The 19,631-nt window shown below is 64.9% G+C and carries 20 protein-coding genes; 14 read left to right on the forward strand and 6 right to left on the reverse strand.

The features are described 5' to 3' along the window. Positions 1-124 precede the first annotated feature (124 nt). The 3 genes from alaS to Q0C42_RS11720 all read left to right on the forward strand — a co-directional run bounded on the left by alaS (position 125) and on the right by Q0C42_RS11720 (position 3,990). Positions 125-2,779, forward strand: a complete 2,655-nt coding sequence (gene alaS, locus Q0C42_RS11710; protein WP_295075698.1) for an alanine--tRNA ligase — start codon at positions 125-127, stop codon at positions 2,777-2,779. A 3-nt stretch (positions 2,780-2,782) separates the two neighbouring features. Then, on the forward strand, positions 2,783-3,073 hold the full coding sequence (locus tag Q0C42_RS11715) for a DUF1330 domain-containing protein (RefSeq protein WP_295075701.1): 291 nt from the start codon (positions 2,783-2,785) through the stop codon (positions 3,071-3,073). Between the two features lie 122 nt (positions 3,074-3,195). Continuing rightward, on the forward strand, positions 3,196-3,990 hold the full coding sequence (locus Q0C42_RS11720; protein WP_295076303.1) for a class II glutamine amidotransferase: 795 nt from the start codon (positions 3,196-3,198) through the stop codon (positions 3,988-3,990). 48 nt (positions 3,991-4,038) lie between these two features. On the opposite strand, the gene typA is transcribed toward Q0C42_RS11720, so the two are convergent. Both typA and Q0C42_RS11730 read right to left on the reverse strand, forming a co-directional pair. Further along, the gene (gene typA, locus Q0C42_RS11725) at positions 4,039-5,856 is read right to left on the reverse strand and encodes a translational GTPase TypA (RefSeq protein WP_295075704.1); all 1,818 of its coding nucleotides are present in this window, start codon (positions 5,854-5,856) and stop codon (positions 4,039-4,041) included. 154 nt (positions 5,857-6,010) lie between these two features. Beyond that, positions 6,011-6,634: a YitT family protein gene (locus Q0C42_RS11730; protein ID WP_295075706.1), complete on the reverse strand. Its 624-nt coding sequence runs from the start codon at positions 6,632-6,634 to the stop codon at positions 6,011-6,013. Between the two features lie 155 nt (positions 6,635-6,789). On the opposite strand from Q0C42_RS11730, the gene Q0C42_RS11735 reads away from it, so the two are divergent. Together Q0C42_RS11735 and Q0C42_RS11740 are read left to right on the forward strand one after the other, a co-directional pair. Further along, positions 6,790-7,116: a hypothetical protein gene (locus Q0C42_RS11735; protein ID WP_295075709.1), complete on the forward strand. Its 327-nt coding sequence runs from the start codon at positions 6,790-6,792 to the stop codon at positions 7,114-7,116. A 12-nt stretch (positions 7,117-7,128) separates the two neighbouring features. Continuing rightward, positions 7,129-7,335: a dihydrofolate reductase family protein gene (locus Q0C42_RS11740; RefSeq protein WP_295075711.1), complete on the forward strand. Its 207-nt coding sequence runs from the start codon at positions 7,129-7,131 to the stop codon at positions 7,333-7,335. A gap of 71 nt (positions 7,336-7,406) precedes the next feature. Here the strand turns inward: Q0C42_RS11740 and Q0C42_RS11745 are convergent, their stop codons facing one another. The 4 genes from Q0C42_RS11745 to Q0C42_RS11760 form a co-directional block, all read right to left on the reverse strand. Then, on the reverse strand, positions 7,407-8,621 hold the full coding sequence (locus Q0C42_RS11745) for an NADP-dependent isocitrate dehydrogenase (RefSeq protein WP_295075714.1): 1,215 nt from the start codon (positions 8,619-8,621) through the stop codon (positions 7,407-7,409). A 175-nt stretch (positions 8,622-8,796) separates the two neighbouring features. Next, entirely contained in the window at positions 8,797-9,381 is a 585-nt protein-coding gene (locus tag Q0C42_RS11750) for an HD family hydrolase (protein WP_295075717.1), read from the reverse strand. Next, positions 9,378-9,656, reverse strand: a complete 279-nt coding sequence (locus Q0C42_RS11755; protein WP_295075720.1) for a hypothetical protein — start codon at positions 9,654-9,656, stop codon at positions 9,378-9,380. The genes Q0C42_RS11750 and Q0C42_RS11755 overlap by 4 nt, the downstream gene beginning before the upstream one ends. Next, the gene (locus Q0C42_RS11760) at positions 9,656-10,315 is read right to left on the reverse strand and encodes an alpha/beta hydrolase (RefSeq protein ID WP_295075723.1); all 660 of its coding nucleotides are present in this window, start codon (positions 10,313-10,315) and stop codon (positions 9,656-9,658) included. The genes Q0C42_RS11755 and Q0C42_RS11760 overlap by 1 nt, the downstream gene beginning before the upstream one ends. A 173-nt stretch (positions 10,316-10,488) precedes the next feature. Here Q0C42_RS11760 and Q0C42_RS11765 point away from each other — a divergent pair, with 173 nt between their 5' ends. Genes Q0C42_RS11765 through Q0C42_RS11805 form a run of 9 tightly spaced genes read left to right on the forward strand, consistent with a single transcriptional unit; the run spans position 10,489 to position 19,604 of the window. After that, a complete protein-coding gene (locus tag Q0C42_RS11765; protein WP_295075726.1) occupies positions 10,489-10,962 on the forward strand; it encodes an Rrf2 family transcriptional regulator in 474 nt (157 codons plus the stop codon). Then, positions 10,959-12,002, forward strand: coding sequence for an aminotransferase class V-fold PLP-dependent enzyme (locus tag Q0C42_RS11770; protein WP_295075728.1), 1,044 nt, complete (start codon positions 10,959-10,961; stop codon positions 12,000-12,002). The genes Q0C42_RS11765 and Q0C42_RS11770 overlap by 4 nt, the downstream gene beginning before the upstream one ends. 12 nt (positions 12,003-12,014) lie before the next feature. Continuing rightward, on the forward strand, positions 12,015-13,535 hold the full coding sequence (gene sufB / locus Q0C42_RS11775; protein ID WP_295075730.1) for a Fe-S cluster assembly protein SufB: 1,521 nt from the start codon (positions 12,015-12,017) through the stop codon (positions 13,533-13,535). A 7-nt stretch (positions 13,536-13,542) separates the two neighbouring features. Beyond that, complete coding sequence (locus tag Q0C42_RS11780) at positions 13,543-15,243, forward strand: glycosyltransferase family 2 protein (RefSeq protein WP_295075733.1); 1,701 nt, start codon at positions 13,543-13,545, stop codon at positions 15,241-15,243. A gap of 18 nt (positions 15,244-15,261) precedes the next feature. Then, entirely contained in the window at positions 15,262-16,017 is a 756-nt protein-coding gene (gene sufC, locus Q0C42_RS11785; RefSeq protein ID WP_295075736.1) for a Fe-S cluster assembly ATPase SufC, read from the forward strand. After that, positions 16,017-17,312 carry a Fe-S cluster assembly protein SufD gene (sufD, locus tag Q0C42_RS11790; RefSeq protein WP_295075739.1) on the forward strand — a complete coding sequence of 432 codons (1,296 nt, stop codon included), beginning with the start codon at positions 16,017-16,019 and terminating at the stop codon, positions 17,310-17,312. Before sufC ends, sufD begins: the two co-directional genes overlap by 1 nt. A 9-nt stretch (positions 17,313-17,321) precedes the next feature. Further along, positions 17,322-17,801 (forward strand): YIP1 family protein, encoded by a 480-nt coding sequence (locus Q0C42_RS11795; RefSeq protein ID WP_295075742.1) that lies wholly within the window; start codon positions 17,322-17,324, stop codon positions 17,799-17,801. Continuing rightward, entirely contained in the window at positions 17,798-18,391 is a 594-nt protein-coding gene (locus Q0C42_RS11800) for a YIP1 family protein (RefSeq protein WP_295075745.1), read from the forward strand. The genes Q0C42_RS11795 and Q0C42_RS11800 overlap by 4 nt, the downstream gene beginning before the upstream one ends. Next, complete coding sequence (locus Q0C42_RS11805) at positions 18,384-19,604, forward strand: cysteine desulfurase (protein ID WP_295075749.1); 1,221 nt, start codon at positions 18,384-18,386, stop codon at positions 19,602-19,604. Before Q0C42_RS11800 ends, Q0C42_RS11805 begins: the two co-directional genes overlap by 8 nt. The last annotated feature ends 27 nt before the right edge of the window (positions 19,605-19,631 follow it).

Raw genomic sequence — 19,631 nt, forward strand, 5'->3', positions numbered from 1 at the left:
AGCCCCAGGTTGCTGCGGTTCGGTCCCAGCAATTTTCGGCGTGGACTTACCGCCCCGTGGACAGGCGCGGGAAGCGGGGCTAAAGGGGTTTCGAACCTGTGGAATTCCCCGGAAAGGCCCGATCATGGCTTCGCTGAACGACATCCGCTCCACCTACCTGGACTTCTTCCGCCGCAACGATCACCGGGTCGTGGACAGCTCGCCCCTCGTGCCGCGGAACGATCCGACGCTGATGTTCACCAACTCCGGGATGGTGCAGTTCAAGAACCTGTTTACCGGGGTCGAAACGCGGGACTACAAGCGCGCGACGACCGCCCAGAAATGCGTGCGGGCAGGCGGCAAGCACAATGACCTCGACAACGTGGGATATACCGCCCGGCACCACACCTTCTTCGAGATGCTGGGGAACTTCAGTTTCGGCGACTATTTCAAGGACCAGGCGATTGCGTTTGCCTGGGAACTTCTGACCAAGGACTTCGGCCTGGCCAAGGACAAGCTTCTGGTCACGGTCTATCACACCGACGACGAGGCGGCCGACATCTGGAAGAAGGTCGCGGGCCTGCCCGAGAGCCGGATCATCCGCATCGCCAGTGACGACAACTTCTGGCGCATGGGACCTACCGGACCCTGCGGCCCCTGCACCGAGATATTCTTTGACCACGGCGACCATATCTGGGGCGGCCCGCCGGGCAGCGCTCAGGAAGACGGCGACCGGTTCATCGAGATCTGGAACAACGTCTTCATGCAGAACGAACAGTTTGCCGACGGGCGGCTGGTCCCCTTGGAGATGCAGTCGATCGACACCGGCATGGGGCTGGAGCGGATCGGGGCGCTTCTGCAAGGCAAGCACGACAACTACGACACCGACCTGATGCGGTCGCTGATCGAGGCTTCAGCCCATGCCACCAGCGCCGATCCCGACGGGCCGGGCAAGATCCACCACCGGGTGATCGCGGACCACCTGCGGTCTACCTCCTTCCTGATCGCGGATGGCGTCATGCCCTCCAACGAGGGGCGCGGCTACGTTCTCCGCCGCATCATGCGCCGCGCGATGCGCCATGCGCATATGCTGGGCGCGCAGGACCCGGTGATGCACCGTCTGGTGCCCGCGCTGGTGCGGCAGATGGGCGGCGCCTATCCCGAACTCAGCCGCGCCCAGTCGCTGATCGAAGAGACCCTCCGCACCGAGGAAACCAAGTTCAAGCAGACCCTCGACCGGGGCCTCAAACTCCTGGACGACGAACTGTCCGGCCTGCCCGACGGCGGCGCGCTTCCGGGTGCCGCGGCGTTCAAGCTTTACGACACCTATGGCTTCCCGCTTGACCTTACGCAGGACGCACTCCGCGAGAAGGGCCGCGAAGTCGACGTCCAGGGCTTCGACGCCGCGATGGCCGAACAGAAGGCCAAGGCCCGCGCCGCATGGTCCGGCACCGGGGCGGCGGGCGATGCGAAGATCTGGTTCGAGATCGCCGAAGAACATGGCGTCACAGAATTCCTCGGCTACGACACCGAAACCGCCGAAGGGGTGATCACCGCGCTCCTGCAAGACGGTGCCCCGATCGGGCAGGCCGCTACCGGCGAAACCGTGCAGATCGTGGTCAACCAGACGCCGTATTACGCCGAATCCGGCGGGCAGGTGGGCGACTGCGGTCTGATCCGCACCGACACCGGCACCGCCGAGGTGACCGATGTGAAAAAGGCCGCAGGTGTCTTCATTCACATTGCGAAGGTCACGGAAGGCACTGTGATCAAAGGACAACCCGCGAAGCTGGAGGTCTCCCATGTCCGCCGCTCAGCCATCCGCGCCAATCACTCCGCGACGCACCTTCTGCACGAGGCGCTGCGCCGCACCCTCGGCGACCACGTAGCTCAACGCGGTAGCCTCAACGCTGCCGACCGTCTGCGCTTTGACTTCAGCCATTCGGCCGCGATCTCATCCCCGGACCTGCAAACCATCGAGACCGAGGTCAATACCTTCATCCGCCAGAACTCCCCGGTCGAGACCCGGATCATGACCCCCGACGACGCCCGCGCCATCGGGGCGCAGGCGCTCTTCGGCGAAAAGTACGGCGATGAGGTCCGCGTCGTGTCAATGGGCGCGCTGGAAGGCTCGGGCAAAGGCGCTGATGGCAAGACCTACAGCCTTGAACTTTGCGGCGGCACCCATGTCCAGCGCACCGGCGATATCGGCGCGATGGTGCTCTTGTCGGAAAGCGCTTCCAGCGCCGGTGTGCGTCGGATCGAGGCGCTGACCGGGCAGGCGGCACTCGACCATTTGCGCCAGCAGGACGCGCGGCTGAACGATATCGCGGCGATCATCAAGGCCCCGGCCTCCGAGCTTGCCGACCGCATCCGCGCGCTTTTCGATGAACGGAAGGCTCTCGCAAACGAGGTCGCGCAATTGCGCCGCGAAGTCGCGATGGGCGGCAAGGCCGCTGGCCCGGAAGCCAAGGAAATCAATGGGGTGAAGTTCATTGCTCAGGTGCTTTCCGGCGTGTCGGGCAAGGACCTTCCCGCGTTGATCGACGAGATGAAGGCCCGGCTTGGTTCCGGCGCGGTGTTGCTGATTGCCGACACCGGCAACAAACCCGCCGTCGCCGCTGGCGTGACCGCCGATCTGACCGCCAAACTCTCCGCCGTCACGCTGGTGAAGGCTGCGGCCGAGGCGATGGGCGGCAAGGGGGGCGGTGGTCGTCCGGACATGGCCCAAGCCGGGGGCGCCGACATCGCCCAGGCCGAAGCAGCGATCAAGGCGGCCGAAGCCGCGATGGGGGCCTGAGCCATGCCGACCGCACTCTGGGTTGCCCACGTCCACGTCACCGACACCGAGGCCTACGCCCGCTACGCCAAAGGCGCGACCGAGGCCATCGCGGCCCACGGCGGCGTTTTCCTCGCCCGTGGCGGCCGCTATGTGCAGCTGGAGGGCAACGACCGTCCGCGCAACGTGGTCGCGCGCTTCCCAAGTCTGGAAAAGGCGGTGGAGTGCTACAACTCCCCCGCCTACCAGGCCGCACTTGCCCATGCGAAGGGCGCGAGCACCCGCGACCTGATGGTGGTCGAGGAGATCGAGTAAGGTTTCCCTGCCAAGTTCCCTTGAATTGATTGCACTATCTTCCTGACTTCTGCGGATTTCTGCTAGGTTGGGGAAAAAAGAAGGTACGGGCAGATGATCCTATGCAAGACCACAGCGCGCTGATGTGCCGCTGGGCTGCCTACACCGGGGCGCCGATCTTCCTGGAGGAGATCGTCAGCCGCCCTGGTCACTCCCTGATCCACCAAAGCCACTGCGCCACGCAGTGCCACACGGCGATCAATGCCGACGGCTTCGGGATCGCCTGGTATGGCGCGAAGCCCGAACCGGGCCTGTTCCGCGACGTGCTGCCCGCCTGGTCGGACCCGAACCTGAAAAGCCTGACCGCGCAGGTCCAGTCGCACCTGTTCCTCGCCCATGTCCGCGCGTCGACCGGCACCGCCACCAGCCGCAACAACTGCCATCCCTTCACCCATGGCCGGTGGAGCTTCATGCACAACGGCCAGGTCGGCGGCTACGATGCCTTCCGCCGCGACGCCGACATGATGATCCCCGAAAGCCTTTACCCGCACCGCAAGGGTGCCACCGACAGCGAGGCGCTGTTTCTGGTTGCCTTGGCCGAGGGGTTGGACGACGATCCGCGCGGTGCGTTGGAGCGTGCCGCGGCCAAATTCATCCGTCTGGCGCGTCAGAAGGGGGCAGCACCGCATCTGCGTCTGACGGCGGCACTGAGCGACGGTCGCAATCTATATGCGGTCCGCTACGCCACCGACGCGGCGGCCCCATCGCTCTATCACCGCTGGTCGGACAGCCGGGGCGGCATGGCCGTGGTGTCCGAGCCGCTGGAGGCCGAGGAGGAGGGTTGGATCGAGGTGCCGACCGCCAGCTTCTGCACCTTCGATGGAGAGACGGTCCTCTTGGAGGAATTCCTTCCCTGCCGCCTGGCCGCCGCCGCCTGAAGTCCGTGCAAGACCAAGGTGGGCGAGATCGCCCACCCTACGTTCTGGTCAGTCCTTCCGCGACTGCCGCTTGCGCTCGTTCGGGTCGAGCAGGCGCTTGCGCAGGCGGATGATCTTCGGCGTCACCTCGACGAGTTCGTCGTCGTCAATGTAGGCAATCGCCTCTTCCAGGCTCATCTTGATATGTGGCGTCAGGCGGACCGCCTCGTCCGTGCCGGAAGCGCGGACGTTGGTCAGCTTCTTGCCCTTCAGCGGGTTCACCTCAAGGTCGTTCTCGCGGCTGTGCTCGCCGATCAGCATGCCGACATAGACCTGTTCCTGCGGGCCGATGAACATGCGGCCGCGCTCTTCCAGGTTCCAAAGGGCGTAAGCCACCGAGACACCGGATTCGGTCGAGATCAGCACGCCCTGCCGGCGGCCCTGGATCGGGCCCTTGTGCGGGGTCCAGCCGTGGAAGATGCGGTTCAGCACACCCGTGCCGCGCGTGTCGGTCAGGAACTGGCCCTGATAGCCGATCAGCCCGCGCGACGGGACATGGGCGATGATCCGGGTCTTGCCGACACCGGCGGGCTTCATCTCGACCAGGTCGCCCTTGCGCTCGCCGGTTAGCTTGTCGATCACCGCGCCGGAGTATTCGTCATCGACGTCGATGGTGACTTCTTCGATGGGTTCATTCCGGACACCGTCGACGTCCTGGAAGATCACCCGGGGGCGCGAGATCGACAGCTCGAACCCCTCGCGGCGCATGTTTTCGATCAGGACGCCCATCTGAAGTTCGCCGCGGCCCGAAACCTCGAAGGCGTCGCCGCCGGGGGTGTCGGCGACCTTGATCGCGACGTTGACCTCGGATTCCTTCATCAGTCGTTCACGGATGACGCGGGACTGGACTTTGGAGCCATCACGGCCCGCCAGTGGCGAGTCGTTGATGCCGAAGGTGACCGTGATCGTCGGCGGGTCGATGGGCTGGGCGGGCAGGGCCGTGTCGACTTCGGGCGCGCAGAGGGTATCGGCGACGGTGGCCTTGGTCATGCCGGCCAGGGTGACGATGTCGCCGGCGACGGCCTCGTCGATGGCGGTCTGGTTGAGGCCGCGGAAGGCGAGGATCTTCGTCACGCGGAACTGCTCCAGCCGGTCGCCGGTGCGCGACAGGGCCTTCAGCGTTGTGCCGGTGCCGATGCGGCCCGACTCGACACGACCGGTCAGGATACGGCCGAGGTAGGGATCGGCGGACAGCGTGGTGGCCAGCATCGAGAAGGGCTCGTCGACGCGGGCGAGGACCTTCGGGGCGGGGACGTGGCGGACGATCAAGGAGAAGAGGGCGGAGAGGTCCTTCCGCGGCCCGTCCAACTCCATGTCGGCCCAGCCGGAACGGCCGGAGGCGTAGACATGGGGGAAATCGAGCTGGTCGTCATCGGCGCCAAGGTTGGCGAAGAGGTCGAAGACCTCGTTCAGCGCGCGGTCGGGTTCGGCGTCGGGCTTGTCGACCTTGTTCAGGACGACGATCGGGCGCAGGCCGAGGGCCAGGGCTTTGGCCAGCACGAACTTGGTCTGCGGCATCGGGCCTTCGGCAGCGTCGACGAGGAGGCAGACGCCGTCTACCATCGACAGGATCCGCTCCACCTCGCCGCCAAAGTCGGCGTGGCCGGGGGTGTCGACGATGTTGATCCGCGCGCCCTCCCATTCCACCGAGGTGCACTTGGCAAGGATCGTGATCCCGCGTTCGCGTTCGATGTCGTTGCTGTCCATCGCGCGTTCGGAAACGGCCTGGTTGTCGCGGAACGCCCCCGACTGTTTCAGAAGCTCGTCCACGAGGGTGGTCTTGCCGTGGTCGACGTGGGCGATGATCGCGATGTTGCGCAGTTCCATGGGGTCCGTCCTATAGGGTTGGCGCGGCCTTACAGGGTTTTCCCAGCGCTGGCCAGAGGGCAGCGGTCGCCACGCGTGGCGCTGTTTTCCGTTTCAACAAAATCAAGGACTTCGCTGCGGAGATTCAGGAAGCGTTAACCTTTGCCCGCCCCGATCAGGCTGCAATATAGCGGTCGCGGCGGTGGTTCACGGCGAGAAACAGCGAAAAGACTGCAGCGCCAAGGAAGCTGTAGGCCAGAGTGTCGACCGGCATCACCAGCGCCGCAAGCCCGAAGATCACCACGTCGGACAGAAGCTGCGCATGGCCCGCCGGAAAGCCGGTGCGGTCCTGCAACTCGATCCAGAGGACCGAGAGCCCGCCGAAACTGCCGCCATGCCGGATCGCCGCCAGCGCTGCGATGCCGAAGAGAAGACCAAAGAGCACGGCGGCCACCGCGGGTTCGATCCGCCCAAGCTCGATCCACCGCGGCAGGACTGCGACCAGGGCTGACAGCGCCGCCGTCGTCACCAAGGTTTTCAGCGCGAACCGTGCCCCCATCCGGCGCCAGGCCAGGCCCAGGAAGGGCAGGGTGACGCCGAAGTAGACGGCAGGAAAGGGCAGGTCGGTAAGATGGGCGATCAGCACAGCCAGGCCCGTGGTCTGGCCGGTCACAAAGCCCATATGGGTCAGGATGTGCATCCCGAGGGCTGCCATCGTGACCCCGAAGGCGATGCCCTGCGCATCGTCCACGGCGCTGTGGCGCGGTCGGTCCGCAAGCTGGTCGGGACGGTCGGGCATGGGCGGCTCCGGTTGGTTTATAGGTCATATATGCTGACGCAATTAAAGTCAATGATCCTGTCGCATCTGCCCAAGTGTTCCCGTTAGGTTCTTGACGCAAATTCCCCCCTGGGCTACACCCCGCATCTTTCTGCAACCAGACATTGGAGGACGACATGACCGGGCAGCTGCCATCGGCCGAAGTGTTCATTGCAACGAGTATGGACGGTTTCATCGCGCGCCCGGACGGCGACATCGACTGGCTGACCAGCCGCCCGGTGCCCGAGGGCGTGGATTTTGGCTATGCCGCCTTCCAGGACGGGATCGGTGCGATGGTGATGGGCCGTGAAAGCTTTGAAAAGGTGCTGACCTTCCCTGACTGGCCCTACAAGGTGCCGGTCGTGGTCTTGAGCCGCAGGCCGGACCGGGTGGTAGTGCCCGAGGCGCTGATGACCAAGGTCCGGGTCAGCGGCAAGGCCCCGCGCGCTGTGCTGGAGGATTAGGGCGCCGAGGGTGTGACGCGGGTCTACATCGACGGGGGCCAGACGATCCGCAGCTTCGTCGCGGCCGGTCTGGTGCGGCGCGTGATCGTGACGCTGATCCCGGTGCTGCTGGGGCACGGCCGTCCGCTTTGGGGTCACGGGGCGGGGGATGTCGACCTGACCCTGGTCGCGGCGCGGCACTGGGACAACGGTTTCGTGCAGGTGGAATACAGGGCATAGAAAAGGGCCGAAGGATAACCTTCGGCCCCCATGTCTGCAGGCGCGGTGCGCTGTAGCGCACCCTACGCAGGTTACCCCACCAGCGCCTTATTCAGGTATTCGTCCACCTTCTCCAGGTAGCCCATCGTGGTCAGCCACTTCTGGTCCGGTCCCACCAGCAGCGCCAGGTCCTTGGTCATGTGGCCGTCTTCCACGGCATCCACGGTCACCTTCTCCAGCGTCGTGGCAAAGCGCATCAGCGCCTCGTTGTTGTCCAGCGTCGCGCGGTGCTTGAGGCCGCCGGTCCAAGCGTAGATCGAGGCGATGGAGTTGGTCGAGGTCGCCTTGCCCTTCTGATGCTCGCGGTAGTGGCGGGTGACGGTGCCGTGCGCGGCCTCGGCTTCGACGATCTTGCCATCGGGGGTCATCAGGACGGATGTCATCAGGCCCAAGGAGCCGAAGCCCTGCGCCACGATGTCGGACTGCACGTCGCCGTCATAGTTCTTGCAGGCCCAGACATAGCCGCCCGACCATTTCAGCGCCGAGGCGACCATGTCGTCGATCAGGCGGTGTTCGTAGGTGATGCCCTTGGCCTTGAACGCGTCGACGAATTCGGCCTCGAAGACCTGCTGGAAGATGTCCTTGAAGCGCCCGTCATAGGCCTTGAGGATGGTGTTCTTGGTCGAGAGATAGACCGGGACGCCGCGCTGCAGCCCGTAGTTCAGAGAGGCGCGAGCGAAGTCGGTGATGCTGTCGTCAAGGTTGTACATGCCCATGTAGACGCCAGCCGAGGGGGCCGAATACACGTCCTTTTCGATCACCGTGCCGTCGTCGCCGACGAACTTCATCGTGAGCTTGCCCTTGCCGGGGAACTTGAAGTCTGTCGCGCGGTACTGGTCGCCAAAGGCGTGGCGGCCGACGACGATGGGCTTGGTCCAGTGCGGCACAAGGCGGGGCACGTTCTTGCAGATGATCGGTTCGCGGAAGATCACGCCGCCGAGGATGTTGCGGATCGTGCCGTTGGGCGATTTCCACATCTGCTTCAGGCCGAACTCCTCGACCCGCTGCTCATCGGGGGTGATCGTCGCGCATTTCACGCCGACGCCGTATTTCTTGATCGCCTCGGCGCTGTCGATGGTGATCTGGTCGTTGGTGCGATCCCGCTCTTCGATCCCGAGGTCGTAATACTTCAGGTCGATGTCGAGGTAGGGCAGGATCAGCTTCTGCTTGATGAAGTCCCAGATGATCCGGGTCATCTCGTCGCCGTCGAGCTCGACGACGGGGTTGGCTACCTTGATCTTCGACATACGCGCCTCCTGTGGATTCGGTTGGCGGGGTCATAGCGGAAAACCGGCGGCTTGGGAAGTGCGGTATGCGATTGTATACCGAAATGCTGCAGCGCTTGCCGGGCCGCTCGTCGAGGACTTCGTCACTTCTCGCTGGGGCAGCGCTTCGACAAGAAGCGGAAGGAGCGGGAGGAGGTCAACCGAACCAGGGCCGGGCCTTCGTTTTCACCCAGTCCCACAACGTCGGTGCGCCTTTGGCGATCTTCACGCCCACCCGGTCCTCAAGTTGCTGAAAGGTCACGTCGTAGGTCTTCCAAGTCCCGCCCCCGCTCATCAGGTTCGCCATCACCGGCTGCACGCGGTCGAGCGATTTGGCGAAGCGGGCGTCGGGGGACTGGGCCCCCTCGAACTCCTCCCACAGCGCGCGGAGGCTGGCGCCAAGGTCTGGGGGCAGAAGGCCGAAGATGCGGTCGGCGGCTTTCGCTTCGGCGGTCGTCGTCTCGACGCTGGCATGGGCAAGGCCATTGGCCGAATGGATCGGCACGTCGCCGACGTCGATCTCGACCAGATCGTGGATCAGGAGCATGCGGATGACCCGGTTGATGTCGACGCCGGGTTCGGCCTGATCGGCCAGCACGACGGCGTAAAGCGCCAGGTGCCAGGAATGTTCGCCGGAATTCTCGGGACGCGCGCCATCCACCGTGGTCGTGGCGCGCATCACGTGTTTCAGCCGGTCGGCCTCATTCAGAAACGCGAACTGCGCTTCCAGCCGGTCGGTCAATGGCCCGAGCCTGCGACGTCGACCGGGGTTTCCTCCTCGGCCTCTGCCTCGGCGATCAGCCCGCGCTTGGCGGCCAGCGCACGCTCCAGGTATTCGCGGCCCCGGCGTTCGGCCAGACGGACGCGGATCGAGGTGATGTAGGCCTCCTGGAAGGTGGGCGAGGCGGCCATCAGCACCTGGGCGATCTTCTCGTAAAACCGGTCGTCGCCAAGTTCGGCTTCGGCGGCCAGGACGTCATCGGCCAGCTTGTCGGCCAGAAGTTGCAGCGCGGACATTAGCGGGTGGCCTCCGTCATCCTCCGGCGGACATAGTCCGAGACCGTCTGGATCATCGGTTTCATATGCGCCTCTTCGTCCTTGAAGAAGTGGTCCGCACCTTCGATCTCGGTGTGGGTGATGGTGATGCCCTTCTGCTCGTGCAGCTTGCCGACCAGGGTCTTGGTGTCCTTCGGCGGGGCGACCTTGTCGGCAGAGCCGTTGATGATCAGACCCGAGGAGGGGCAGGGGGCGAGGAAGGAGAAGTCGTAGAGGTTCGCCGGTGGGGCCACCGAGACGAAGCCGGTGATCTCGGGCCGCCGCATCAGAAGCTGCATGCCGATCCACGCGCCGAACGAGAACCCGGCCACCCAGCACTGCTTGGAGTTCTGGTTCATCGCCTGCAGGTAATCCAGCGCGCTTGCCGCGTCGGACAACTCGCCGATGCCCTGGTCGTACTCGCCCTGGCTGCGCCCGACGCCGCGGAAATTGAAGCGCAGCACGGTGAAGCCAAGGTTGTAGAAGGCGTAGTGCAGGTTGTAGACGACCTTGTTGTTCATCGTCCCGCCGTAAGCGGGGTGCGGATGCAGCACGATGGCGATCGGCGCGTCGCGGTCCTTTTGCGGATGATAGCGGCCCTCAAGGCGTCCGTCGGGGCCGGCAAAGATTACCTCGGGCATTGCACTCTTCTCATGCGGGAGCGATTTCTTGACGCTTTCGCTCGACTAAACTAGAACCGTTCTAAAGCGGCCGGCAGCGCCGGGACCGCCTTTGCGGGGCTTGACTGAGGTAATGCCGCACAAGCGCGGCGTCAATGCGGTTGCGATTCCCCCGAAGCGGGGCAGGAGACGCTATGAAGCTTTCGACCAAGGGGCGTTATGCCATGGTGGCACTCGCCGATCTCGCGCTGGCCGAGGCGAGGACGGGGGGCGATGACCTTGTATCGCTGGCAGCAATTTCCCGGCGTCAGGATATCTCGCTGCCTTATCTGGAGCAGCTTTTCGTCAAGCTACGCCGTGCAGGCCTGGTCGAGGCGGTGCGCGGCCCGGGCGGCGGCTACAAGCTGGCACGCAGCCCCAACGACATCCGCATCAGCGAAGTGATGGAGGCGGTGGAAGAGACGGTCGACGCCATGCACACCGGCGCAGGCGCCTCGGGCGGGTCGTCCGGCAGCCGTGCGCAGTCATTGACCAACCGGCTGTGGGAAAGCCTGTCGGCCAACGTCTATGTGTTCCTGCATCAGGTCCGGCTGTCGGACGTCGTGAAGAACGACCTGACCCCGTGCCCCGCCGTGCCGCACCTCTTCCGCGTGGTGGACGAGGAATGACGAGGCTGTTCCTCGACTGGAACGCGACTGCCCCGCTCCGCCCCGAGGCGAAGGCGGCGATGGTTGCGGCGATGGAGCTGGTGGGAAACCCCTCGTCGGTCCATGCCGAGGGGCGGGCCGCGAAGTCCTTGCTGGAAAAGAGCCGCGCGAAGATCGCCGCGGCCTTGGGGGCTGATGGGGCGGACATCATCTTCACCTCCGGCGCGACCGAGGCTGCCTCCCTGGCCTGCGCAGGGCGCGGGTTGGTCTGCGCGGGCATCGAGCATGACGCCGTTGCGGCCTGGTGCCAGGCGACGTTGCCGGTGGACGGGCAGGGCAGGGTGACGGTCAGCGACCCGGCCCGCACCGCGTTGCAACTGGCCAATTCTGAAACCGGGGTGATGCAGGACCTGCCGCAAGGTCTTGCGGTCAGCGATCTGACGCAGGCCTTTGGCAAGGTGCCCATGGCGTTCAACTGGCTGGGCTGCGACATGGGCCTTGTCAGTGCGCACAAGCTGGGCGGTCCGAAGGGCATCGGCGCGCTGGTGGTGCGCCGGGGACTTGACGTGCCGTCGCAGCTGAAGGGCGGGGGGCAAGAGATGGGCCGCCGCGCCGGGACCGAAAACCTGATCGGGATCGCCGGATTCGCCGCCGCCGCCGAGGCCGCTGCGCGCGATCTGGCCGCCGGCGTCTGGGATGAAGTTGCCGAACTTAGAAATATTCTAGAATCAGAGTTGTCGGCTGGAGCAAATGAAACTATTTCAGTCGGGAATGGTTTGCCACGGCTGCCGAACACCCTTTGCCTGATCGCGCCGGGCTGGAAGGGCGAGACGCAGGTGATGGCGATGGACCTTGCCGGGTTTGCCGTATCGGCTGGCTCTGCCTGCTCTTCGGGCAAGGTCCGTGCCAGCCGAGTTCTGACCGCGATGGGCTTCAACGAGGCGCTTGCGGGCCAGGCGATCCGGGTCTCTCTGGGACCCGGCGTGACGAAAGACGACGTGCTGCGGTTCGCTGATACCTGGACCGCCGCTTATGCCAAGGCCCGCGCGCGGGCTGCCTGAAAGGATACGCCGATGACCATGCTGGAAACTGTCGACGGAACCGAGGTGCGCGAAGGCGTGGACCGCGAGACGATCGAAACCGTCCAGGCGATGGCCGGCAAGTACAAGTACGGCTGGGAAACCGACATCGAGATGGACTATGCCCCGAAGGGGTTGAACGAAGATATCGTCCGTCTCATCAGCCAGAAAAACGGCGAGCCGGAGTGGCTTCTGGACTGGCGGCTGGCGGCCTACCGGCGCTGGCTCAAGATGGAAGAGCCGCGGTGGGCGATGGTGAACTATCCCGACATCGACTATCAGGACCAGTTCTATTACGCGACGCCGAAAAGCATGGCGAAAAAGCCGAAGTCGCTGGACGAGGTTGATCCGAAGCTGTTGGCGACCTATGCCAAGCTGGGGATTCCCCTGAAGGAACAGATGCTTCTGGCCGGTGTCGAAGGTGAAGCCGAGCCGCGCCGCGTGGCGGTGGACGCTGTGTTCGACAGCGTGTCGGTGGGCACGACCTTCAAGGCGGAACTGGCGAAGGCGGGCGTGATCTTCTGCTCGATCTCGGAAGCCGTGCGCGAACATCCGGACCTGGTGAAGCAGTATCTGGGCAGCGTCGTCCCGCCGACCGACAACTTCTTCGCCACGCTGAATTCGGCGGTCTTCTCGGATGGCTCCTTCGTCTACATCCCCAAGGGCACCCGCTGCCCGATGGAGCTGTCGACCTATTTCCGCATCAACGCGGAAAACACCGGCCAGTTCGAACGCACGCTGATCGTCTGCGACGAGGGCGCCTATGTCAGCTACCTGGAAGGCTGCACCGCGCCCAAGCGCGACACCAACCAGCTGCATGCGGCCGTGGTGGAGATCGTGATCCTGAAGGACGCCGAGGTGAAGTATTCCACGGTGCAGAACTGGTATCCGGGCGACGAGAACGGCGTGGGCGGGATCTACAACTTCGTCACCAAGCGCGCCGATTGCCGGGGCGACCGGGCCAAGGTGATGTGGACTCAAGTTGAAACCGGCTCGGCGATCACCTGGAAATACCCGTCCTGCATCCTGCGCGGCGACGACAGCCAGGGCGAGTTCTACTCCATCGCCATCGCCAACAACGCCCAGCAGGCCGATACCGGTACCAAGATGATCCACCTTGGCAAGCGCACCAAGTCGCGCATCGTGTCGAAGGGGATTTCGGCGGGTAGGGCGCAGAACACCTATCGGGGGCTTGTCTCCATGCACCCGAAGGCCAAGGACAGCCGCAACTACACGCAGTGCGATAGTTTGCTGATTGGCGACAAATGCGGGGCCCACACCGTGCCTTACATCGAAGTGCGCAACAATTCGTCGCGCGTAGAGCATGAAGCGACCACCTCGAAGGTGGACGACGACCAGCTGTTCTACTGCCGCTCGCGCGGGATGGACGAGGAGGAAGCCGTTGCCCTGGTGGTGAACGGTTTCTGCAAGGAGGTCCTGCAGGCCCTGCCGATGGAATTCGCGATGGAGGCCCAAAGCCTGGTCGCGATCAGCCTGGAAGGCTCGGTCGGCTGACCCTTTGATGGCTGAAGCGCGCGCATATGCGGAACCGGATGCGGAACGGCCCGAGGTCGTGCTGGTTTCGGCCATGCGCAACGAAGGGCCGTTCTTGCTGGAGTGGATCTCGTATCACCAGGTGATCGGCGTCGACCGGGTCGTCATCCTGTCCAACGGGTCGACCGATGGGTCGGACGAACTGTGCGAGGCTCTGGCGGCGGCTGGGGAAATCACTTTCCTGCGGACCAGTCCGGGCTGGGGCGTGGCTCCGCAGGCGGCGGCGGTTCAGGCGTTTGAGGCCGAAATCGGCTATCGGCCCGGGACCTGGTACCTTTGGCTTGATGCCGACGAGTTTCTGAACGTCCACGTCGGCGACCGCACGGTGCAGGCCTTGGTGGCGGCCGTGGGCAGCGCCGACGCGCTGATGCTGAACTGGCGTCTCTTCGGCTCGAGCGGGAACGACAGCTTCCCCGGCCGGCATCTCTCGTCTGCTTTTGTGGGCGCGTCCAAGTTGGGCTTTGTTGCCAATCTGGAAACGAAGCCCCTATTCCGGCACGGGCCGAAGATGGCCGGGTTTTCGGTCAATGCCGCCGGTCTGCCCCGGCTTGTGCCGGGAGCGGAGGTCGCGGCGGAGGATTGCCTAGGCGGCAACGGCAAGCCGCTGGATCTGGCCGCGCCCCGCACGCTGGCCTGGTTCGAGCGCCGACCGATTGTGGGTCGCAACAACCTTGCCTCGCGGCGAGAGTTCGGCTGGGACCTGGCCCAGGTGAACCACTATTCGGTGCGGACCCCCGATCTTTTCCGCCTGAAAGCCGCGCGGGGTCGGGGGATGGTGTCGACCGGACCAAAACGGCCCAACATCCGGCACACGCCCAGTTATTTCGACCGCTTTGACCGCAACGAGGCCGAGGACCGCTCGATCCTGGTCTGGGAACGGGCGGTGACCGAAGCCATCGACAGGCTCCTTGCACATCCCGGCGTCAGGGCGGCACAGGCTGAGGTGGACACCCGCGTGGCCCTGGCTTTGGCCGAGCATCAGGGCGAGATCGACGAGACGGACGAAGACGCGGATGACGATGCGGACGGTGACGAGGCGCAGCAGGTCCAGGTGGTCCTGCGTGGCATGGAGGCGGAGATGGATCCGGAAACCGAGGCCCCCAGCTTTGTGCTGACCTTCGATCCCAAGGTGCGACGTTTCCTGACCAAACTATACCAATCGTCGGAAACAATCCTGGAATATGGCAGCGGCGGCTCGACCGTGCTTGCGGCTGAGCTTGGTCGCAGGGTGTTCAGCGTCGAAAGCGATCAGGATTGGGCCGACCGCATGGCCGCCCATGTCGCCACGATCTCGGACCGGGCGCATGTGCATTGGGCCGATGTCGGGCCCACCGGCCCTTGGGGCGTGCCGATGAAACCGCGAGAGTTCCGCAAGTTCCACGAATACGCGCTGTCGGTCTGGGACCGCCCGGACTTCGTGCAGCCCGACCTGGTGCTGATCGACGGCCGGTTCCGCGCGGCCTGCCTTGTCGCCGTGATGATGCGGACGGCCAAGCCGGTCACCGTGCTGTTCGACGACTACGAGAGGCGGCGCTACTACCACGGGGTCGAGCGCCTGGCCCGTAAGGAAGAAACAGTCGGCCGGATGGCCCGATTTACCGTTACCCCCGGCGCGATCCCGCCCCAGATGGTCACCATGGCCGTCGGCTGGTTCAGCGATCCGCGCTGACGTCAAAGGAAAGAAAAAATGCTGGAAATCAAGAATCTGCACGTCAAACTTGAAGAAGAGGACAAGGTGATCCTCCGCGGCGTCGACCTCAAGATCGGCGCGGGCGAGGTCCATGCGATCATGGGGCCGAACGGGTCGGGCAAGTCGACGCTGTCCTATGTGCTGTCCGGCCGTGACGGCTATGAAGTCACCGAGGGTTCGGCCACGCTGGAAGGCCGGGAACTTCTTGAGATGGAACCGGAAGAACGCGCTGCGGCCGGTCTTTTCCTGGCCTTCCAGTATCCGGTCGAGATCCCCGGCGTGGGCAACATGACCTTCCTGCGCACGGCGGTGAATGCCCAGCGGAAGGCGCGCGGCGAAGATGAACTCAGCGCCGGCGACTTCCTGAAGGTCGTGCGCGAGAAGGCGAAGGCCCTGAAGATCGACGCCGAGATGCTGAAACGTCCGGTCAACGTCGGCTTCTCGGGCGGCGAGAAGAAACGCAACGAAATCCTGCAGATGGCGATGCTGGAGCCCCGGATGTGCATCCTGGACGAGACCGACTCGGGTCTGGATGTCGACGCGATGAAGCTGGTGGCGGAGGGCGTGAACGCGCTGCGCAGTGCTGGCCGGTCCTTCCTGGTCATCACGCACTACCAGCGGCTTTTGGACCACATCAAGCCGGACGTGGTGCACATCATGGCGGCGGGCCGGATCATCAAGACCGGCGGCCCCGAGCTGGCGCTGGAAGTCGAGGCGAACGGCTATGCCGACATCCTGAACGAGGTGGGCTGATGGCACTGCCGAAGGCTAGGGAAGACGCCCTTGCGGCGCGGCTTCAGGCGCTGCCGGTTGCGGCGGGGAAGGGCTGGCTTGCCGCCGTCCGGGCCGAAGCTCTGGCGCGCCTGACGGCGATGGGACTGCCGGCGCGGCGCGACGAATACTGGCGCTATACCGACCCGGCCAGCCTGAACGCGCCCGAAGCGCCGGTCGCGCACAGTTTCGACGCCAGTGACGAGTCCGAGCCCTTCGACGGCATGGACCGGCTGAAGATCGTCTTCGTCGACGGGGTTTTCGATCCTGCCGCCTCGGACGACCTGACCCTTTCCGGCGTCACCATCGAACGTCTGGCCGAGGCCGGGTCGAAGGATATCCACTGGGCGCAGGGGCTTTATGGTGTGCTGGAAACCCGCGGTCAGGACCCGGTCGCCCGGCCCTTCGCCGCGTTGAACTCAGCCTTTGCCACCGATGGCGTGCTGATCCATGTGACGGGCAAGGCCACAAAGCCGGTTTCCCTGGTTTATGTCCATGAATCAGAGGTTTCCGACGCGATCCTGCATCATTGTGTGAAGCTTGATCCGGGTGCGAGCCTGACCTTGCTGGAGAACGGTCCCGCCGCGGCGCGCCTGAACAAGGTGATGGAAGTGGAGGTGGCCGACGGTGCAAGCTTCCATCACATCCGCCTTCAGGGCCGCGACCACGAACGGCGCGCGGTCACGCATCTTTTCGCCCGGCTGGGCGCCCGGTCGGAACTGCGATCCTTCACGCTGACGGCCAACGGCCGCCTGACCCGCAACGAGTCGGTGCTTGAACTGGCCGGGGCGGAAGGCCGCGCGCATCTGGCCGGGGCGACCGTGGGCGACGGTGAGTTTCATCACGACGACACGGTCTTCGTCACCCACGCCGCCGAGGCTTGCGAAAGCCGGCAGGTGTACAAGAAAGTGCTGATGAATGGCGCTGTCGGTGTCTTCCAGGGCAAGATCCTGGTCAAGCCCGGCGCACAGAAGACCGACGGCTACCAGATCAGCCAGAGCCTCCTGCTGGACGAGGACAGCCAGTTCCTGGCCAAACCCGAGCTGGAGATCTACGCCGACGACGTGAAGTGCAGCCACGGCTCGACCTCGGGGGCCATCGACGAGGTGGCGCTGTTCTACCTGCAGTCACGGGGCGTGCCCCGGCGGACGGCGCAGGCGCTGTTGGTGTTGGCCTTCCTTGCGGAAGCGATCCAGGAGGTCGCCGACGAGGACATCGCCGAGAACATCCACGCCCGTCTGGAACGCTGGTTGGCCCGGCACGGATCGAAGGGATAGGGGCAGGGGATGACCGTCTCGACCGACCTCGTCGCGACCTGGCGTCGCCCACGCGAAATCCTGCGGCGCCACCTTGCGCGCGGGCAGTCGGAGCCGTTCGCCTTCACGCTGCTTCTGGTGTTCCTGGCGCTGGCTTTCATCGGCCAGTGGCCCATCGCCGCGCGGGACGCCTTTGTGGCGCAAGAGCCGTCCGCCGCCCCGCGCATCCTGGCGCGGGCGCTTGCGGTTCTGGCGACCATCCCGCTTTGGTACCTTCTGGCCGCGTTAAGCCGGCTTGTCGCCCGGTCGTTCGGGGGGCAAGGGACCTGGTATGGCGCGCGGATCGCGCTCTTCTGGGCATTGGCCTGCATCGGTCCCCTGATGCTGCTGCAAGGTCTGGTGGCCGGGATGATCGGTCCGGGTCCCGCGCTTTCGGCGGTGACGCTTCTGGTCGGGCTGGCGTTCCTTGGCCTCTGGGCCACCCTTCTGCACGAGGCGGAACGCGGATGACCCTGGGTGCGCGCCTTGCCGGACTGGCACAACTGACCCTGCAGGATCCCAAACAGGCGGCGCGGGTCCTGCTGGCCGAGGGCGTGCCGCTGCGCGCAAGGTCGGCCGGGCTTCTTCTGGTCGCGATCCTGTCGGCGATCACGGCCAGCATCCAGATCACCGGCCGCGAGGCGCTGGACCCGCTCAGTGCCTTCATGCTGGCCAGCCCGATCCGGGCCACCATCTTCCAGTGGCTGTTTCTGTCGGTGTCGGTCGTCCTGATCCACCGGGTCGGCCGGGCGTTCGGTGGCACCGGCAGTTTTGCCGATGCGCTCCTCATCGTCGTCTGGCTTCAGGTGATCATGCTGGGGTTCCAGGTGCTGCAGCTGGCCGTCATGCCGCTGGCGCCTGCGTTTTCCGGACTGATCGGCCTTGTCAGTTTCATGATCTATCTCTGGCTTCTGACCGTATTCATTGCAGAGCTGCACGGTTTCGTCGCGCGCGGGTTGGTCTTTCTGGCCATGGTGATCACCGGCGTGGCGGCGGGCTTCCTTCTGGTGGTGCTGCTGATCCTTCTCCTCGGGCCGGAGGCCCTGATGCCAAATGTATGACGTCCAAAAAGCCCGCGCCGACTTCCCGATCCTGTCGCGGCAGGTGAACGGCAAGCCGCTGGTCTATCTTGACAACGGTGCCTCGGCGCAGAAACCGCGGGTGGTGATCGACGCGATGACCCGCGCTTACGAAGAGGAATACTCCAACGTCCACCGTGGCCTGCACTACCTGTCGAACCTTGCGACCGAGAAGTACGAATCCACCCGGGGCATCATCGCCCGCTTCCTGAACGCAGGCTCGGAAAACGAGATCGTCTTCACCACCGGCACGACCGAGGCGATCAACCTTGTCTCCTACGCCTGGGCCGCCCCGCGCCTGCAACCGGGCGACGAGATCGTCCTGTCGATCATGGAGCATCACGCCAACATCGTCCCCTGGCACTTCCTGCGCGAACGGCAGGGCGTGGTGCTGAAATGGGTGGACATCGACGCGAACGGCGACCTTGACCCGCAGGCGGTGATCGACGCGATCGGGCCGAAGACCAAACTGGTCGCCGTCACCCATATGTCCAACGTCCTTGGCACCGTGGTCGATGTGGCCGCGATCTGCCGGGGCGCGCGGGAAAAGGGCGTGCCGGTGCTGGTCGACGGCTCGCAGGCCGCCGTCCATATGGCCGTGGACGTCCAAGCGCTTGGCTGCGACTTCTACGCCATCACCGGCCACAAGCTTTACGGCCCATCAGGCTCGGGCGGGATCTACATCCGGGCCGATCGCCAGGCCGAGATGCGCCCCTTCCTCGGCGGTGGCGACATGATCCGCGAGGTTACCCGTGACACAGTCACCTGGAACGATCCCCCGATGAAGTTCGAGGCCGGGACCCCCGGCATCGTCCAGCAGATCGGCCTTGGCGTGGCACTGGACTACATGATGTCCCTGGGAATGGCCGAGGTGGCCGCCCATGAACGCAGCCTGCGCGACTATGCCCGCGACAGGCTTGCGGGCCTGAACTGGCTGAATGTGCAAGGAAACTCGGCGGAGAAGGGGGCGATCTTCTCCTTCACGCTGGAAGGCGCGGCGCATGCGCATGACATCTCGACCATACTCGACAAACGCGGCATCGCCGTCCGCGCCGGCACCCATTGCGCCATGCCGCTGATGGAGCACCTTGGCATCACCGCCTCGTGCCGCGCCTCGTTCGGGCTTTACAACACGGTCGAGGAAGTCGACGCGCTGGTCAGCGCACTGGACCTTGCGCACGAGCTGTTCGCCTGACGGCGGGGCCCGAAGGCCCCGCCGCCG

Source organism: Tabrizicola sp., assembly GCF_022842145.1.
Classification (GTDB): domain Bacteria; phylum Pseudomonadota; class Alphaproteobacteria; order Rhodobacterales; family Rhodobacteraceae; genus Tabrizicola.

Coding starts and splice junctions, on each gene's coding strand:
- alaS (WP_295075698.1), top strand. CDS start 125: ATGGCTTCGCTGAACGACATCCGCTCCACCTACCTGGACTTCTTCCGC.
- Q0C42_RS11715 (WP_295075701.1), top strand. CDS start 2,783: ATGCCGACCGCACTCTGGGTTGCCCACGTCCACGTCACCGACACCGAG.
- Q0C42_RS11720 (WP_295076303.1), top strand. CDS start 3,196: ATGTGCCGCTGGGCTGCCTACACCGGGGCGCCGATCTTCCTGGAGGAG.
- typA (WP_295075704.1), bottom strand. CDS start 5,856: ATGGAACTGCGCAACATCGCGATCATCGCCCACGTCGACCACGGCAAG.
- Q0C42_RS11730 (WP_295075706.1), bottom strand. CDS start 6,634: ATGCCCGACCGTCCCGACCAGCTTGCGGACCGACCGCGCCACAGCGCC.
- Q0C42_RS11735 (WP_295075709.1), top strand. CDS start 6,790: ATGACCGGGCAGCTGCCATCGGCCGAAGTGTTCATTGCAACGAGTATG.
- Q0C42_RS11745 (WP_295075714.1), bottom strand. CDS start 8,621: ATGTCGAAGATCAAGGTAGCCAACCCCGTCGTCGAGCTCGACGGCGAC.
- Q0C42_RS11755 (WP_295075720.1), bottom strand. CDS start 9,656: ATGTCCGCGCTGCAACTTCTGGCCGACAAGCTGGCCGATGACGTCCTG.
- Q0C42_RS11760 (WP_295075723.1), bottom strand. CDS start 10,315: ATGCCCGAGGTAATCTTTGCCGGCCCCGACGGACGCCTTGAGGGCCGC.
- Q0C42_RS11765 (WP_295075726.1), top strand. CDS start 10,489: ATGAAGCTTTCGACCAAGGGGCGTTATGCCATGGTGGCACTCGCCGAT.
- Q0C42_RS11770 (WP_295075728.1), top strand. CDS start 10,959: ATGACGAGGCTGTTCCTCGACTGGAACGCGACTGCCCCGCTCCGCCCC.
- sufB (WP_295075730.1), top strand. CDS start 12,015: ATGACCATGCTGGAAACTGTCGACGGAACCGAGGTGCGCGAAGGCGTG.
- Q0C42_RS11780 (WP_295075733.1), top strand. CDS start 13,543: ATGGCTGAAGCGCGCGCATATGCGGAACCGGATGCGGAACGGCCCGAG.
- sufC (WP_295075736.1), top strand. CDS start 15,262: ATGCTGGAAATCAAGAATCTGCACGTCAAACTTGAAGAAGAGGACAAG.
- sufD (WP_295075739.1), top strand. CDS start 16,017: ATGGCACTGCCGAAGGCTAGGGAAGACGCCCTTGCGGCGCGGCTTCAG.
- Q0C42_RS11795 (WP_295075742.1), top strand. CDS start 17,322: ATGACCGTCTCGACCGACCTCGTCGCGACCTGGCGTCGCCCACGCGAA.
- Q0C42_RS11800 (WP_295075745.1), top strand. CDS start 17,798: ATGACCCTGGGTGCGCGCCTTGCCGGACTGGCACAACTGACCCTGCAG.
- Q0C42_RS11805 (WP_295075749.1), top strand. CDS start 18,384: ATGTATGACGTCCAAAAAGCCCGCGCCGACTTCCCGATCCTGTCGCGG.